Origin of the sequence: Xanthomonas sp. fls2-241-TYG-148 (genome assembly GCF_030208815.1) — a bacterium.
In the GTDB taxonomy this organism is placed as follows: domain Bacteria; phylum Pseudomonadota; class Gammaproteobacteria; order Xanthomonadales; family Xanthomonadaceae; genus Xanthomonas; species Xanthomonas campestris.
This window is the reverse complement of the sequence record NZ_JARVTE010000016.1, coordinates 85,428-99,288: the sequence shown is the minus strand read 5'-3', so window position 1 is coordinate 99,288 and position 13,861 is coordinate 85,428. Positions and strand designations below refer to the sequence as shown.

Genomic DNA, 13,861 nt, shown 5'->3' with positions numbered 1-13,861 from the left:
ATTATCGCACTGCTGACGCCACCATGACCGCAACGGGACCACAATCGCGGCTCTTCCTGCGACGGCCCCAGCGAGCACTTGGTGCGCGACAAGTATGTTCAGCGCGACTGGCAGCCCCATGAGAAGCCCACCCTGCCTGGGTCGGCCTCCACGCCGCTGCACCCGACCCGGCGACGCATCCAGTACGGCCTGGTCGGCGTAGTGGTGGCGCTGACCGGTGGGCTGAGCAATGCGCTGGTCACCGCCAACCTGCCCTATCTGCAAGGCACGCTGGGGGCGTACGCCACCGAAATGGCCTGGCTGCCGGCCGCCTACGTCATGACCAACATGTCGGCCAATCTGCTGCTGGTGAAGTTCCGCCAGCAGTTCGGGCTGCGTCGGTTCACCGAGATCTTCCTGGCGCTGTATGCGGTGATCGCCTTCGCGCACCTGTTCGTGCACAGCCTGAGTTCGGCCATCACCGTGCGCGCTGCCCACGGGCTGGTGGGTGCGGCGCTCAGCTCGCTGGGGCTGTACTACGTGATCCAGGCGTTCCCGGCCAAATACCGGCTCAAGGCGGTGGTGACCGGGCTGGGGCTCACCCAGCTGGCACTGCCGCTGGCGCGGGTGTTTTCCACCGACCTGCTGGAATTTGGCGAATGGCAGGGGCTGTACCTGTTCGAATTCGGCCTCGCGGTGTTTGCGCTGGCTTGCGTGCTGGCGCTCAAGCTGCCGCCGAGCGACCGGTACCGCGTGTTCGAGCCGCTGGACTTCCTCACCTTCAGCCTGTTCGCTGCCGGCGCGGCGGGGTTGGCTGCGGTGCTCTCGCTGGGCCGGCTGCTGTGGTGGACCAGCACGCCGTGGCTGGGCGTGGTGCTGGCCGCCTCCATCGTGCTGCTGTGCGCGGCCGCATGGATCGAACACAACCGCCGCAATCCGATGATCAACACGCGCTGGCTGGCCAGTGCCGACATGCTGCGCCTGGGCCTGGCAATCCTGTTGATCCGCCTGGTGCTGTCCGAACAGAGCACCGGCGCGATCGGCTTCTTCCAGACGCTGGGGTTGGCAAATGCGCAATTGCAGACCTTGTTCGCGCTGATGTTGCTGGGCGCGGTGGTGGGCGTGGTGGCCAGCGCCTTGCTGATCAATCCGGCGCGCATTGCCGAACACCTGATCATCGCAGTGGCGGCGATCTGCATCGGCTGCTTCATGGATGCGCGCGCCACCAGCCTGACCCGGCCGGAACAGATGTATGTCAGCCAGTTTCTGCTCGCATTCGGCAGCACGTTCTTCGTGGGCCCGGCGATGGTGGCCGGCATCGGCCGCGTGGTCACCCAGCCGCGCAACCTGATCAGTTTCATCGTGTTGTTCGGCATGGCGCAGAACATGGGCGGCCTGCTCGGCAGCGCGCTGCTGGGCACGCTGCAGGTGGTGCGCGAGAAATATCACTCCAGCCAATTGGTCGAGCACCTGGTACTCACCGACCCACAGGTGGCCGCGCGCGTGCAGGCCTATGCCAGCGTGTACGGGCGTTCGATCGGCGACCCAGCGCTGCGCCAGGCGCAAGGCCTGCGTGCACTGGGCACGGTGGCCACCCGCGAAGCCAACGTACTGGCCTATAACGATGTGTTCCTGTTGATCGGCTGCATTGCCATTGCCACCGGGTTGTGGATTCTCTCCGTGCTGGTGTGGCGCCGTTATCTGCGGCCGCCGGTTGCCCCCTCTCCTTCTATTCCGACTGCACGCCCATGAATACACCTGCCGACACCGCTCCAACCGCCGAACAGAGACGGCGCCGCCGTCGCCGCCGTCTGTATGGCGTGCTCGGGTTCGGCGGGCTTGCGCTGATCGGCGTGGCGTTGGTGCTGTATGCGTGGCGGCTGCCGCCGTTCACCAGCGCGGTGGAGCGCACCGAAAACGCGATGGTGCATGGCCAGGTCACGGTGATCGCGCCACAGGTCAGTGGCTATGTCACGCAGGTGCCGGTGCAGGATTTCGCGCATGTGCGGCGCGGCCAGCTGCTGGCAAAGATCGACGACCGCATCTATGCGCAGCAGCTGGAACAGGCCAAGGCGCAACTGCAGACCGCGCAGGCCAACTTGGCCAACTGGGAACAGCAGCGCCACAGCGCCGAGGCCACTATCGCCGAGCAACGCGCCACCCTGAGCAGCAACCAGGCCCAGCGCGATCGCACGCGCTCGGCGTATGCACGCGCGCAGCAACTGGCCAACCAGAAACTGGTGTCCGAGCAGGACCGCGACACCGCATTTGCCGCGCGCGCGCAGGCCGACGCCGGCGTGGCACAGGCGCGCGCCGCAGTGCAGGCCGCCGAAGAGAACGCGCGCAGTGTCACCGTCAATCGTGCAGCGCTGGAAGCGGCGGTGGCCAATGCGCAGGCAGCCGTGCAGCTGGCGCAGATCAACCTGGACAACACGCGCATCCTGGCGCCGCGCGACGGCCAGCTGGGTCAGCTCGGCGTGCGCCAGGGCGCCTATGTCACCAACGGCACGCAGTTGATGGCCTTGGTGCCGGACACCTTGTGGGTGGTGGCCAACTTCAAGGAAACCCAAATGGCCAACGTGCGTGTGGGCCAGCGCGCCAGCTTCACCGTGGATGCGCTGGCCAATGCGCGCCTGCAGGGCCGCGTGCAGGAGATCTCGCCAGCGGCCGGCTCCGAATTCAGCGTGTTACCCGCAGACAACGCCACCGGCAACTTCGTCAAGATTGCCCAGCGCATTCCGCTGCGCATCAGCGTCGATCCCGGCCAGCCGCAGGCCGCGCGGCTGCGTCCGGGCATGTCGGTGGTGGTGGCCATCGACACCGCCCAGCGCGCCGAGTAAGCAACGCAGCCGTTATGATGCGGCGATGACTGTTTTGGCCCCCTTTCCTGTGCACTGGCGCGCACTGCGCTTTGCCGAGCTGGACACGCCCCAGCTCTACGCAGTGCTGCGGCTACGCACCGATGTGTTCGTGGTCGAGCAGCACTGCGCGTACCCGGAGCTGGACGGCAAGGACACCCACGCCGAAGTGCTGCACCTGCTCGGCACCACGGATGACGGCGCGCTGGCCGCATACCTGCGCGTGCTGCCGCCCGGGCTGAGCTATCCCGAACCCAGCATCGGCCGCGTCGTCATCGCTGCCGCACACCGCGGCCATGGGCTGGCCCACGTCTTGCTGCGCGAAGGCCTGAGCCTGGTGCAGGCACAGTGGCCCGGCCGTGCCGTGCAACTGGGTGCGCAAACGCACCTGCAGCACGTCTACGCCGCGCATGGTTTTGCGCCCACCTCTGCGCCGTATCTCGAAGACGGCATTCCGCATATCGACATGCTGCGTCGCGCCGACGCAGCCACTCAGGAGCTTGCATGATCACCACACCCGACTACCGCGCGCTGCTCGACACCGCCATCGCCGAAGCCCGCCAGGGCCTGGCCGAGGGCGGCATCCCGATCGGGGCCGCGTTGTACCACAGCGACGGACGTTTGCTTGGCTGCGGCCATAACCGCCGCGTGCAGGAGAACGACCCTTCCGTGCACGGCGAGACCGATGCATTCCGCAAGGCCGGCCGCCAACGCCGCTACCAGGACACCATCATGGTCACCACGCTGGCGCCGTGCTGGTACTGCAGCGGGCTGGTGCGGCAGTTCAATATCGGCACCGTGGTGGTGGGCGAATCGGTCACCTTCCAGGGCGGCATCGACTGGCTGCGCGAGCATGGTGTCAACGTGATCGACCTGCACAGCCAGGAGTGCATGGACCTGCTCGGTGGTTACATCGCCGCCAATCCGGATGTGTGGAACGAGGATATTGGCGAAGACTGAGGACGTGCTGTGGTGGCGCTGGCGTTTGTCGTTGCAGCGCCATGGTGCGTTTGCGCCGTAACTGGATGTGCCAGGCGGCCAGCAACTCCTGTGTAAAAACGTCTGGCCGGTCAGGATCTTCGCAGCAGGTGAAGCTCGCCAATGCCCTGCCCCGGCCTGTCAACGCGCGTTGACATGCCCAGCGCTACGCTCGCGCTTCACACAGGGGGAAGGCGTCGATGGCAGCAGTGGATGTAGTGGTGGCGAATGGCGCTGCGGCGCAGCCGTTTGCGTTGGAGCGGGCGCCGGCAATGCGGCATCTGGCCGCGGTGGACGGCGGGCGGGCGCACGGCGTGCCGCTGGCGAAAGACGCCTTGCCGGCATTGGAAGCAAGTGACCTGACAGAGAGCGACGCGGCCGCGCAGACCGCGCGCCAGGGTGAGAACACCCTGCCGCACGTGGCTTCCGACCGCGCACTGCACGCGCATGTGCAGCTGGGCGCATTGCTGATCCAGCGCTATAGAGACAGCCTGCGCTGATTGTTTCACCGCGAGAGCCGACTGACGGCAGCGAACGGCGCTGCGCTGGAGCCGGCCGTGAGCAGATTAATGTGCGCGCGCGGTGAGCCGCAGTGAAATGCGCGAGCGATGCCGCTGATACAGCGATCGCGTCTGGGCGATTCCTGCGGCTTTGCGTGGCGTTTTAAAGACGTGATCGCCGCAAAAAAAGACCCGCCATCGGCGGGTCTTCTTACAACTGCCGGTCTGCATGCGTTACCGCAAACAGGCCGCACAGGGTCACAGGATGTAACGGCTCAGATCCGGATCCTGGACCAGCTCGCCCAACTGCGCATCCACGTAGGCCGCGTCCACGGTGACGCTCTGGCCATCGCGGTCGGGCGCCTCGTAGCTCAGCACATCGAGCAAGCGCTCCAGCACCGTATGCAGACGCCGCGCACCGATGTTTTCCTGCCGATCGTTCACCTGCGCGGCAATCTCGGCCAGGCGGTCCACCGCATCGGCACCGAAGGTCAAGGCCACGCCCTCGGTCTGCAGCAAGGCTTCGTACTGCTTGATCAACGCCGCCTTGGGCTCGGTGAGGATGCGCACGAAATCGGCCTTGGTCAGCGCGGTAAGTTCCACGCGGATCGGGAAGCGGCCCTGCAATTCCGGAATCAGATCGCTGGGCTTGGCCAGATGGAACGCGCCCGAGGCAATGAACAGGATGTGGTCGGTCTTGACCGTGCCGTACTTGGTTGAGACGTTGGAGCCTTCCACCAACGGCAGCAGATCGCGCTGCACGCCCTCGCGGCTGACATCGCCACCGGACGAACCGGCTTCGCCGCGCTTGGCCACCTTGTCGATCTCGTCGATGAACACGATGCCGTGCTGCTCGCAGGCCTCGATCGCAGCGGTGCGGATGTCGTCTTCGTTGACCAGCTTGCCGGCTTCTTCTTCGATCAACAGCGGGCGCGCGGCCTTGATGGTGAGCTTGCGCTTCTGCGACTTGCCGCCACCCAGGTTGGAGAACATCTGCCGCAGCTGCTGGCCCATTTCTTCCATGCCCGGCGGGGTCATGATGTCCATGCTGGCGTTGACCGCCACTTCCAGTTCGATCTCGCGCTCGTCCAGTTCGCCGTTACGCAACATGCGGCGGAACTTGATGCGGGTTTCGTTGTCCTGCGCCGACGGCTCGTGACGCGCCGCCTCCGGGTCGAAGCCGATGCCGGCCGAGCGTCTCGGCAACAAGGCATCCAGGATGCGATCTTCGGCGCGTTCTTCGGCCTGGTTGCGCACGCGCACCTTGGCCTGCTCGCGGTACAACTTGACCGAGGTATCGGCCAGGTCACGAATAATCTGCTCCACATCCTTGCCCACGTAGCCCACTTCGGTGAAACGCGTGGCTTCCACCTTGACGAACGGCGCATTGGCCAGCGTCGCCAGACGCCGCGCGATCTCGGTCTTGCCCACGCCGGTGGGGCCGATCATCAGGATGTTCTTGGGCATCACTTCGTTGCGCAATTCTTCCGGCAACTGCATGCGCCGCCAGCGATTGCGCAGCGCAATGGCCACCGCACGCTTGGCATCGTGCTGGCCGACGATATGGCGGTCGAGCTCCTGCACGATTTCGCGCGGAGTCATGGTGCTATGGGTATCGGTCATGGTCGGGAATCGGGAATGGGAAAAGGGGAAACGCAAAAGGCGGCACCGGTGAAATAGGGAAGGAACCGCTGTTGCGATTCACGATTCCCCACTCCCGATTCACAGCTCTTCAACCACCACATTGCGATTGGTATAAATGCAGATATCGCCGGCGATGTTGATCGCCTCGGTGGCAATGGTCCTGGCGTCCAGCTCGGTGTGCGCCAGCAACGCGCGTGCGGCAGACAGGGCGTACGAGCCGCCGGAGCCGATCGCGATGATGCCGTCTTCCGGCTCGATCACATCGCCGGTTCCGCTGATGATCAGCGAGGTTTCCTTGTCGGCCACGGCCAGCAATGCTTCGAGCTTGCCCAGGCGGCGCTCGGTGCGCCAATCCTTGGCCAGCTCCACGGCGGCGCGGGTCAGCTGGCCGTGCTTGTCCAGCTTGGCTTCGAACAGTTCAAACAGGGTGAACGCATCGGCGGCTGCACCGGCAAAACCGGCCAGTACCTGGCCGTCGCGGCCGAGCCGGCGCACCTTGCGCGCATTGCCTTTCATGACCGTATGGCCGAGGGTGACCTGACCATCGCCGGCGACGGCGACATGCCCGCCACGTCGGACCGAAATGATGGTGGTGGCGTGAACGACGTTGGGGTTCTGGCTGGGATCCATGGGTCCTCCGGGGGTTTCCAAAGAGGTGGGGACGCCCCTGCCGGGTTCAAGCGCGCTGCCGCGCATCGGCGCAGCGCGCTTGAACCTGCTCACGTTTGAGACAGCAGCGCCACTGCATGCCGCGTACAGCGCTTGCTTGGACCACCACGTATTGGGCGTTATTTGCACACGCCCGGCAGCGGCTTGTGCAGCAAGTGCCGGGCCTGGCGTTGACCGATCCGTTGCCCAGGCCCGCGCTCAAGCAACATGCAAACGCCTAGCCGAAGATTCCAGCAGGCGCATCGACCGCAGTGCGATCAGCGCGACATCCGTAACAGCCCTGACGCGCATGATGCAGATGCACGTAGGCGATCTGCGCGTCGTCCAGACACGCGTGCAGCCACGCTGCGACGTCTTCGCCTGCACACACCTCGGCGGCCGTCAGATGATGACGATGATCGTAAGCGCGTAGCGAGATCAGCCGCGATCGGATCGCAGCCGGCACTGCATCTGGTTCCAGCTGCGCACACGCCACTGTGGTACGCACAAAGATTGGCCCGCTCGCGCGGTACGGCGAATCGGCAGCCTGATGCAGATACGGCAACAGCAGCAACTGTTCGCCTGCGCGCGCGTCCTGCAGGCTGACACGACACGGGAATCCATCATCGGCATCGGCGATCACGCGCACGGCTTGGTGGTTGGCCAGCGCAGCGTCGTCGAGCACATGTAAATAGGCGAACAAGGCCGGATCGAGTCCTGTCAAACGAAACGAGGTCATGGCGGTCTTCCAGAGCTGGAAGCGCAGCGTGACCCACGCATGCCGGCCCTGCTCGCCGTCTTCGGACACGGCAGCGTCTGCGTGCACGCATGCCGCTCTCCCACCGGGACATGACGTGGGGTGAGGGCGCCTGTACTGACAGTGCATCAATCACCCGCCACACGCTGCTGACGGCCATCTCCAGGTGTGCCAGCGCGTTGCTGGTCCGTCATCTGGGAGATGGCATTCCCCCTCTCCCGGCAGGAGCGAAGCTCAGCAGCGGCGATGCATGCGAAGCGCGGTCAGCGACGCGCACCAGCGCCTGTGGGTGCAGACCGCAATCGGCAACTTCTTATGCTGCGTCCCAATTACTCGGCAGCCTTTTTGCGTTTCGCCCGCGGATGCGCAGCGTCGTAGACCTTGGCCAGATGCTGGAAATCCAGATGGGTATAGATCTGCGTGGTGGCGATATCCGAATGCCCCAGCAACTCCTGCACACCGCGCAGGTCGCCGGAGGACTCCAGGATGTGGCTGGCAAAACTGTGGCGCAGCATGTGCGGATGCACGTGCTTGAACATGCCCTGGCGTACCGCCAGTTGCTTGATGCGGATCTGCACCGCGCGTTGCGAGATCGCACCGCCCGCACGCCCCGGGAAGACATGCGTTTGCGCGCTGCCGCCACTGTCGCGCTGCCAGGCGCGCAAGGCCGTCACCGCATGCGACCCCACGGGTACCAGGCGTTGCTTGCCGCCCTTGCCAAGCACCGTGACCAGGCCGCTGTCCAGATCCAGATCGCGCCAGCGCAAGGCGCACAGCTCGCTCAGACGCAACCCGGAGGAATAGAACAATTCCAGCAAGGCGCGGTCGCGCAGGCCCAGCGGCGCGTCGGTCGGCACTTCTACAAGCCGCACAGCTTCATCGGCATCCAGCACCTGCGGCAATTTGCGCGGCGCCTTGGGCGCACGCAACGCAGCCGCAGGGCTGGTCGCGATGCGGCCATGCTTGAGCAACCACGCGTAATAACTCCGGCAAGCCGACAGACGACGCTGCAGGCTCTTCGGCGACAACCCGCGCCGGTGTTCGGCAGTGACAAATTGCCGCAGCTGCGCGCTGTCGAGCTGCGCGACATCGTCGCTGCCCTGCGCACTTGCCCAACCGATCAGCGCGGAAAGATCGCGCCGGTAGGCGTCTAGCGTATGTGCCGAGACCTGACGTTCGATCTGCAGATGCGCCAGGAAGGGCTCTACCGCAGACAACGTTGCATCTGCGCCGGGCCCGGTCGTCGCTTTCGGCGAGGAACCCCGCGCATCCGCAACCGGCGGCGCTGTCTCAGGCATCGAAGCGCTGCAGTGCCACCACCAGGGATTCGCCCATCATGCGCAGGAACAACGTGCCCATGCCCGGGTAGAACCGATTGGCGTCGCTGCTGCCCGCCGCGATCAGGCCGATGCCCGGCAACGGCAGCAACGCGGTGGATTGCACCTCGCCGGCGTGCGCGCCGTACAACAGGGCGTGTTTTTCGGCTTGCAGGCGGCCGCAGATCGGCTCGCCATCGGTGAGGCAATCGCGAAATGGCGCCAGGCGCGCGTCATCGGCCGCCATCACCTGCAACCAGTCTGCCTCCAGCCCGGCGACCGGTTGCAGCAACACCAGCCGCACCAGTTCGCCATTGAAATCTTCCGCCAACGACGCGGCCATCGCCTTGAGCGTGTCGGCCGGGGTGGCTTGGCGCATCAGCGCGAGCGTCAGTTGATGCGTGCGCACCGCCAGCCGCTCGTTGACCTGCGCATTGCTGCCCAGTTCGTGCAGGCGCCGCGACAATTCACGGTTCTTGTCGCGCAGCACTTCCAGCTGGTACGTGGCCAGGGAGGCGGTAGGGCCGTCGTCGCGCGGCACCAGCAGGCTCAACGCCAGATCCGGGAACTGCTTGAGAAAGGTCGGATGGCGGCGCAGCCAGTTGGCGACGTCATGCGCGCCGAGTTTGTCGGTCTCGCTCATTGGTTCCACTCTCCATCGAAGACGAACACGGCCGGCCCGGACATCACCACCTGCGCCTGCTCGCCGGCCCAGCGGATCCGCAATTCGCCACCCGGCAAGGACACCCGCACATCGCGCTCGACCCGGCCCCGATGCATCAGCACCACCGCCGCCGCGCACGCACCGCTGCCGCAGGCGAGCGTTTCGCCAACGCCGCGCTCGTACACGCGCAACCGCACGTGCGCCGGGTCGACCACCTGTGCAAACCCGACATTGACCGATTCGGGAAACGCCGCGTTCTGTTGCAGCAACGCACCCACTCGCTCCACCGGCGCCGCATCGACCCGGCCAACTTCCACCACCGCGTGCGGGTTGCCCATCGACACCGCGCCAAAGCGCACGGTTTCTCCGTGCACGGGCAGCGCGTATTCGTCGCGTGCATGGGCGAAGCCGGCCAGCGGAATCTGCGTAGGCTCGAACTGCGGCACGCCCATCGCCACCGAATATGTGCCCGCATCCAATCGCTCGACGCGGTGCGCGGTGAAGGGGCTGTCGATGGTGAAGACATCGCCCTGCGCGGTGCCCTCGCGCACCAGCCACGCGGCCACACAGCGCGCGCCATTGCCGCACTGCTGCGAGTGCGATCCGTCGGAATTCCAGATGCGGTAGGCGGCCACCGCCTCGGCGCTACGTGGCGCTTCGATGGTCAGGATCTGGTCGCAGCCCACACCGAAATGACGATCCGCCAACCGCGCGGCCAGGCTGGCATCGGGCGGCGGTGTGCCATCGCGTAGATCCAGCACCACGAAATCGTTGCCGGCGCCATGCATCTTGGTGAAACGCAAGCGCCCAGTGTGGACGTCAGCGCTCATTGCCGCTGCTGGCGGGCTGATCCGTGGTCGGCGCGGGCTGGGTGGTGCTGTCGGTCGGCGCGGGCGCAGGCGTCTGCGATTCGTCCAACGGTTGCGGTGCATCCGGCGGCTGCAGCACGGGCTGGGCCTCTACCGGCACCGGCTTCTGCGGCATCACCAGCGGGCCCTTGTTGCCGCAGGCGGCGAGCAGGACGAGGGTCGCACCCACCAGTGCGAGACGAACAGACGGTCGGGACATAAGGCTCATGCACCGAAGTATAGCCAGAACACCCTGACTGCCGTGCGCTCAGTGCGAGGCAGGCGTTTGCAGTGCGCGCGGCGGCGGCTCCGGGCGCAGCCACAGCCAGATGGCCACCACCGCCATGCTGCCGATCGACAGGCATTTGACCCACAGCACCGGCACGCACCACAGCATGATGGCCGCGCAGACGGTCATGGTCAGGGTCGCCATCCATTTGGCCTTGCGGCTCACCGCGCGATAGGTCTGCCATTCGACGATCGCCGGGCCAAAGCGCGGGTGCGCCAGCAGCCAGCGGTGCAGGCGTTCGGAGCCGCGCGAGGCGGCCCAGGCGGAGATCAGCACGAATACGGTAGTGGGCAGGCCGGGGACGAAGATGCCGACAATGCCAGTCGCCAGGCTGGCATAAGCCAGCAGCCACCACGCCCAGCGGAATCGGTTCGGTCGCGTCATGGGGGAATGATACGGCCAGTGGTGGGGGTTGGTGGGGGGATGGTTTTTGTTGCAGGTGGGTGTGGGGTGCGCTTGGGAGCGGCTTTGTGTTGGCGCGCGTGCCATGTGTGTGCGCTCAGGCTCGCTTCGCTTTTGCGGCGGCGTTCTTTCAGCCGGATGCTTTGCCCGGAGAGCGCACGAAGGGGTGGGTTGATCGCGGTGGCGGTCGATGTTTGGACTTGCTTCTGATGGTTGATCAGGGTGGCGCGAAGCCAGGAGCAAGCGCAGAGCTTTCGCGCCTGCGGCGCGAGTTCCTTTTGTCTTGGCAAAAGGAACCAAAACCGCTGTCGCCGACGCGATCCGGTGCGGTGAAGCCGCACCGGTGCCCTGCGCTCCTCACCACGCGGGGCACGGCGCCCAAACTCGCTGCGCTCAGACAAGGGCGCCTCTTCGGCCCCGCGCGGCTGCGGTGCTCGGCTCGCTTTAAGGCGACGTTGGTGGAGCGAGAGCATCAGCAAAAGCGAGAGCGGGAGCAGGAGCAGGAGCAGGAGCAGGAGACAAAAAAGAAAACCGGTGAGGAAAAACGCTAGGTGGGACGGCGGGAAGCGAAGCAGGAAGCGGAAGCGACAAGGGAACGCAAAGAAGGACGACGTGAAGTGGGAAGTGGCAAGTGGAGGCAACGCCAGCCTCCCGCATCCACCGCCCCCTGACATCCAGGCAAATAGCTAATCGCTAAAAACCCTCGCAATCTGCTCTTACGAATCCCAAATCCCGACTCCCCAATCCCCGCCCCTCAACTACTTGACGCCCAGCTGGTCCAGCACGAAGGCATACGATTCGGCCAGTTCGCGGTAGCGGCGGAAGCGGCCGGATTTGCCGCCGTGGCCGGCTTCCATGTTGGTGCGGAAGACGATCGGGTAGGTGCCGGTGTTGTCGTCGCGGAGCTTGGCGACCCACTTGGCCGGTTCCCAGTACTGCACCTGCGAATCCCACAGGCCGGTTCCGACGAACATCGCCGGGTAGGCCTGCTTGCGCACGTTGTCGTACGGGGAATACGACAGCATGTAATCGTAGTAATCCTTGGTTTCCGGGTTGCCCCATTCATCGTATTCGTTGGTGGTCAGCGGAATGCTGGCATCGAGCATGGTGGTGACCACGTCCACGAACGGCACCTGCGCCACCATCACCCGGTAGTCCTGCGGGGCCATGTTGGCCACCGCGCCCATCAGCAAGCCGCCTGCGCTGCCGCCGGAAGCCGCAACGCGGTCCTTGGCGGCATAGCCCTGTGCCACCAGACCGCGGGTGATGTCGACGAAGTCGTTGAAGGTGTTCTGCTTGTGCAGCAGCTTGCCGTCGTCATACCACTGCCGGCCCATTTCCTGGCCGCCACGGATGTGCGCGATGGCATACACCACGCCACGATCCAGCAGGCTCACCGCCGGCAGGTTGAAGGCCGGGTCCATCGACATGCCGTAGCTGCCGTACGCGTACTGGAACAACGCGGCAGTGCCGTCTTTCTTGAAGCCTTTCTTGTAGACCAGCGACACCGGCAGCTTGACGCCGTCGCGCGCGGTCACCCAGACGCGTTCGGTCACGTAGTTGCCGGCCTCGTAACCGATCACCGGCTGCTGCTTGAGCAGCTTGCGCTCGCCGGTCTGGGTATTGAGTTCGTAGGTGGTGGCCGGTGTGGTCAGCGAGGTGTAGGTGTAGCGCAACCACGCGGTATCTGGCTCGGAGTTGACCGACAACCCCATCGAATACGCCGACTCGTCGGTCTTGACGTACTCGTGGCTGCCATCGCGCTTGAGCAGGCGGACGCGCTCCAGGCCACCGGACCGTTCTTCGATGGCGGTGAAGCCGTCGAACAGTTCGTAGCTTTCGATATACACGTTCGGGTCGTGCGCCACCCAGTCGGTCCACTGCTTGCGCGTGGTCGCATTGGTGGGTGCGGTGACCAGCTTGAAGTTCTTGGCGCCATCGGCATTGGTGCGGATCACCCAGCGGCCATCGAAATGCTCCGGCTGGTATTCGACGTCGCGCTCGCGCTTGGCCAGCACGGTGAAGGTCTCGGGCTTGTCGGCCGGCGCGTAGCGGGTTTCCGAGGACACCGTGCTCTCCACGCCGATGACGATGTACTTGTCGTCACGGGTGCGGGAGATGCCCATGTAGAAGCTGTCGTCTTTTTCCTCGTAGACCAGCACATCGTCCTTGGCCGGCGTGCCGAGCACGTGCTTCTTGACGCGCACGGTGAGCAACGTTTCCGGGTCGTTTTCTACATAGAACAGGGTTTTGTTGTCGTCGGCCCACACCACGTTGGCGGAGACGCCTTCCACGGTGTCCGGATAGACCTCGCCAGTCTCCAGGTTCTTGAAACGGATGGTGTACTGGCGGCGGCCCACTGCATCGTCGGCCCAGGCCAGGATGCGGTTGTCCTGGCTGACTTCGGCATCGCCAACACTGAAGTAGCCCTTGCCCTCGGCCAGGGTGTTGACGTTGAGCAGGATTTCTTCCGGTGCGTCCATGCTGCCCTTGCGGCGCGCCTGGATCGGGTAGTCCTTGCCGGCCTCGTAGCGCGTGTAATACCAGTAGCCGCGCTCGCGGTACGGCACGCTGGCGTCGTCCTGCTTGATGCGCCCGACAATCTCGGTGTACAGCGTGTCTTCCAGCGGTTTCAGCGGCGCCATCAAGGCATCGGTGTAGGCGTTTTCGGCGTTGAGATACGCCAGCATGGCCTTGTTCTCACGCTTGTCGTCGCGCAGCCAGTAGTAGTCATCGTTACGGCTAGCACCGAACGGGGCCTTGACCACGTGCGGATGCTTGGCCACGTCCGGCGGCGTCGGGAGGGCGGCAAGTGCGGAAGGAACAGAGCTGGTCATCAGGCTGGCGATCAACAAGGTCAGGACAGGTTTCATCAGATTGGGGTCCGTTGGATGAACGCAATGCCATCCCAGCGCGCGAGTGTGGAAGAGGCCGCCGGGGAGCGTCATGTGTCCGAGGTCATGCTGGTCTATCATCTT

Annotated in this window: 14 protein-coding genes; 5 read left to right on the top strand and 9 right to left on the bottom strand. The window is 65.1% G+C overall.

Going from position 1 to position 13,861, the window contains the following annotated elements:
• Positions 1-81 precede the first annotated feature (81 nt).
• From QRM60_RS16315 to QRM60_RS16295, 5 genes are all read left to right on the top strand, one after another.
• Positions 82-1,731, top strand: coding sequence for an MFS transporter (locus tag QRM60_RS16315; RefSeq protein WP_285446615.1), 1,650 nt, complete (start codon positions 82-84; stop codon positions 1,729-1,731).
• Positions 1,728-2,819, top strand: a complete 1,092-nt coding sequence (locus tag QRM60_RS16310; RefSeq protein ID WP_103700274.1) for an HlyD family secretion protein — start codon at positions 1,728-1,730, stop codon at positions 2,817-2,819. The genes QRM60_RS16315 and QRM60_RS16310 overlap by 4 nt, the downstream gene beginning before the upstream one ends.
• Before the next feature lie 25 nt (positions 2,820-2,844).
• A complete protein-coding gene (locus QRM60_RS16305; RefSeq protein WP_285446614.1) occupies positions 2,845-3,345 on the top strand; it encodes a GNAT family N-acetyltransferase in 501 nt (166 codons plus the stop codon).
• A complete protein-coding gene (locus QRM60_RS16300) occupies positions 3,342-3,797 on the top strand; it encodes a nucleoside deaminase (RefSeq protein WP_011038585.1) in 456 nt (151 codons plus the stop codon). The genes QRM60_RS16305 and QRM60_RS16300 overlap by 4 nt, the downstream gene beginning before the upstream one ends.
• Before the next feature lie 218 nt (positions 3,798-4,015).
• The gene (locus QRM60_RS16295) at positions 4,016-4,315 is read left to right on the top strand and encodes a hypothetical protein (protein WP_115556790.1); all 300 of its coding nucleotides are present in this window, start codon (positions 4,016-4,018) and stop codon (positions 4,313-4,315) included.
• A 258-nt stretch (positions 4,316-4,573) separates the two neighbouring features.
• Here QRM60_RS16295 and hslU read toward each other — a convergent pair whose 3' ends face one another.
• From hslU to QRM60_RS16250, 9 genes are all read right to left on the bottom strand, one after another.
• Positions 4,574-5,938: an ATP-dependent protease ATPase subunit HslU gene (hslU, locus tag QRM60_RS16290; protein WP_115556791.1), complete on the bottom strand. Its 1,365-nt coding sequence runs from the start codon at positions 5,936-5,938 to the stop codon at positions 4,574-4,576.
• Between the two features lie 99 nt (positions 5,939-6,037).
• Complete coding sequence (gene hslV, locus QRM60_RS16285; protein WP_115556792.1) at positions 6,038-6,589, bottom strand: ATP-dependent protease subunit HslV; 552 nt, start codon at positions 6,587-6,589, stop codon at positions 6,038-6,040.
• A 256-nt stretch (positions 6,590-6,845) separates the two neighbouring features.
• A complete protein-coding gene (locus QRM60_RS16280; RefSeq protein ID WP_238595509.1) occupies positions 6,846-7,433 on the bottom strand; it encodes a DUF1203 domain-containing protein in 588 nt (195 codons plus the stop codon).
• A gap of 260 nt (positions 7,434-7,693) precedes the next feature.
• Positions 7,694-8,581 carry a tyrosine recombinase XerC gene (xerC, locus tag QRM60_RS16275; RefSeq protein WP_161962802.1) on the bottom strand — a complete coding sequence of 296 codons (888 nt, stop codon included), beginning with the start codon at positions 8,579-8,581 and terminating at the stop codon, positions 7,694-7,696.
• A 73-nt stretch (positions 8,582-8,654) separates the two neighbouring features.
• The gene (locus tag QRM60_RS16270) at positions 8,655-9,323 is read right to left on the bottom strand and encodes a DUF484 family protein (RefSeq protein WP_285446613.1); all 669 of its coding nucleotides are present in this window, start codon (positions 9,321-9,323) and stop codon (positions 8,655-8,657) included.
• The gene (dapF, locus tag QRM60_RS16265; protein WP_040940619.1) at positions 9,320-10,174 is read right to left on the bottom strand and encodes a diaminopimelate epimerase; all 855 of its coding nucleotides are present in this window, start codon (positions 10,172-10,174) and stop codon (positions 9,320-9,322) included. The genes QRM60_RS16270 and dapF overlap by 4 nt, the downstream gene beginning before the upstream one ends.
• On the bottom strand, positions 10,164-10,421 hold the full coding sequence (locus QRM60_RS16260; protein WP_115556796.1) for a lipoprotein: 258 nt from the start codon (positions 10,419-10,421) through the stop codon (positions 10,164-10,166). Before QRM60_RS16260 ends, dapF begins: the two co-directional genes overlap by 11 nt.
• Before the next feature lie 39 nt (positions 10,422-10,460).
• Positions 10,461-10,865: a YbaN family protein gene (locus tag QRM60_RS16255; protein ID WP_115556797.1), complete on the bottom strand. Its 405-nt coding sequence runs from the start codon at positions 10,863-10,865 to the stop codon at positions 10,461-10,463.
• 776 nt (positions 10,866-11,641) lie between these two features.
• On the bottom strand, positions 11,642-13,756 hold the full coding sequence (locus tag QRM60_RS16250) for a S9 family peptidase (protein WP_285446612.1): 2,115 nt from the start codon (positions 13,754-13,756) through the stop codon (positions 11,642-11,644).
• Positions 13,757-13,861: the final 105 nt, after the last annotated feature.